Source organism: Mycolicibacterium houstonense (assembly GCF_900078665.2).
Lineage (GTDB): Bacteria > Actinomycetota > Actinomycetes > Mycobacteriales > Mycobacteriaceae > Mycobacterium > Mycobacterium houstonense.
In genome coordinates this window covers 1-808 of the sequence record NZ_LT546214.1, presented here as the reverse complement: position 1 = coordinate 808, position 808 = coordinate 1, and the positions used below count along the sequence as shown (strand labels likewise).

The 808-nt window shown below is 69.7% G+C and carries 1 protein-coding gene and 1 pseudogene; both read left to right on the top strand.

The genetic code is table 11. The annotated features are described in order from the left end of the window. On the top strand, window positions 1-561 hold a 561-nt coding region (locus BN4332_RS32480), incomplete at its 5' end, for a class I SAM-dependent methyltransferase (protein ID WP_066904472.1). A gap of 46 nt (window positions 562-607) precedes the next feature. Beyond that, a pseudogene (locus tag BN4332_RS32475) lies at window positions 608-808 on the top strand (metallophosphoesterase); the annotation flags it as partial.

Sequence of the window (808 nt, the reverse complement as noted above, 5' to 3'; positions counted from 1 at the left end):
GCGCGAGGCCGCGGGCTCGAGGCGCACGCCGGAGCGATCGAGGACTGGGAGCCGCAACCCGATACCGACGTGGTGGTCTCCAACGCGGCGTTGCAGTGGGTGCCGTCGCATCGCGACCTGCTGGTGCGCTGGGCGCGTCAGTTGCCGGCGGGCGCCTGGATGGCCTTCCAGGTACCGGGCAACTTCGATGCCCCCTCCCACCACGCCGTGCGCACGCTGGCCCGCCGCGAGCCGTTCGTCGAGCCCTTGCGCGACATGCCCTGGCGTGACGCGGGGCAGGTGGATACGCCCGTCCAGTACGCCGGGCTGCTGACCGATGCGGGGTGTGTCGTGGATGCCTGGGAGACCACGTATGTGCACCAATTATCCGGTGAGACACCGGTATTGGACTGGATCACCGGGACGGCTCTGACGCAGGTGAAGGGTCGGCTCAGCGAAGAGCTGTGGGAGCGGTACCGCCAGGACATCATCCCGATGCTGGCCGAGGCCTACCCTCGGCGCGCTGACGGGACCACCTTCTTCCCCTTCCGTCGCGTCTTCGTCGTCGCCCAGGTCCGGTGACTCGGTAGCGTCGATGATCGGACCCCAACATCACGATCGAGGCACGATGACCGACAACCCGGCCGAAGTAGTCGAAGAAGCCGCGCATCCGCCCCGCAGACGCGGCGCCCGGTGGCGGCGCAGGGCAGTGGTGACAGCGGTGCTGGTGCTGCTGTTCGGGGTGCCGTGGTGGACGCTGGTGGTAGCCGGCACCGCGTGGCCCGCACCGATCGTCGCGGCGGGCAGCGTGCTGTTCGCCGTCGGGCTC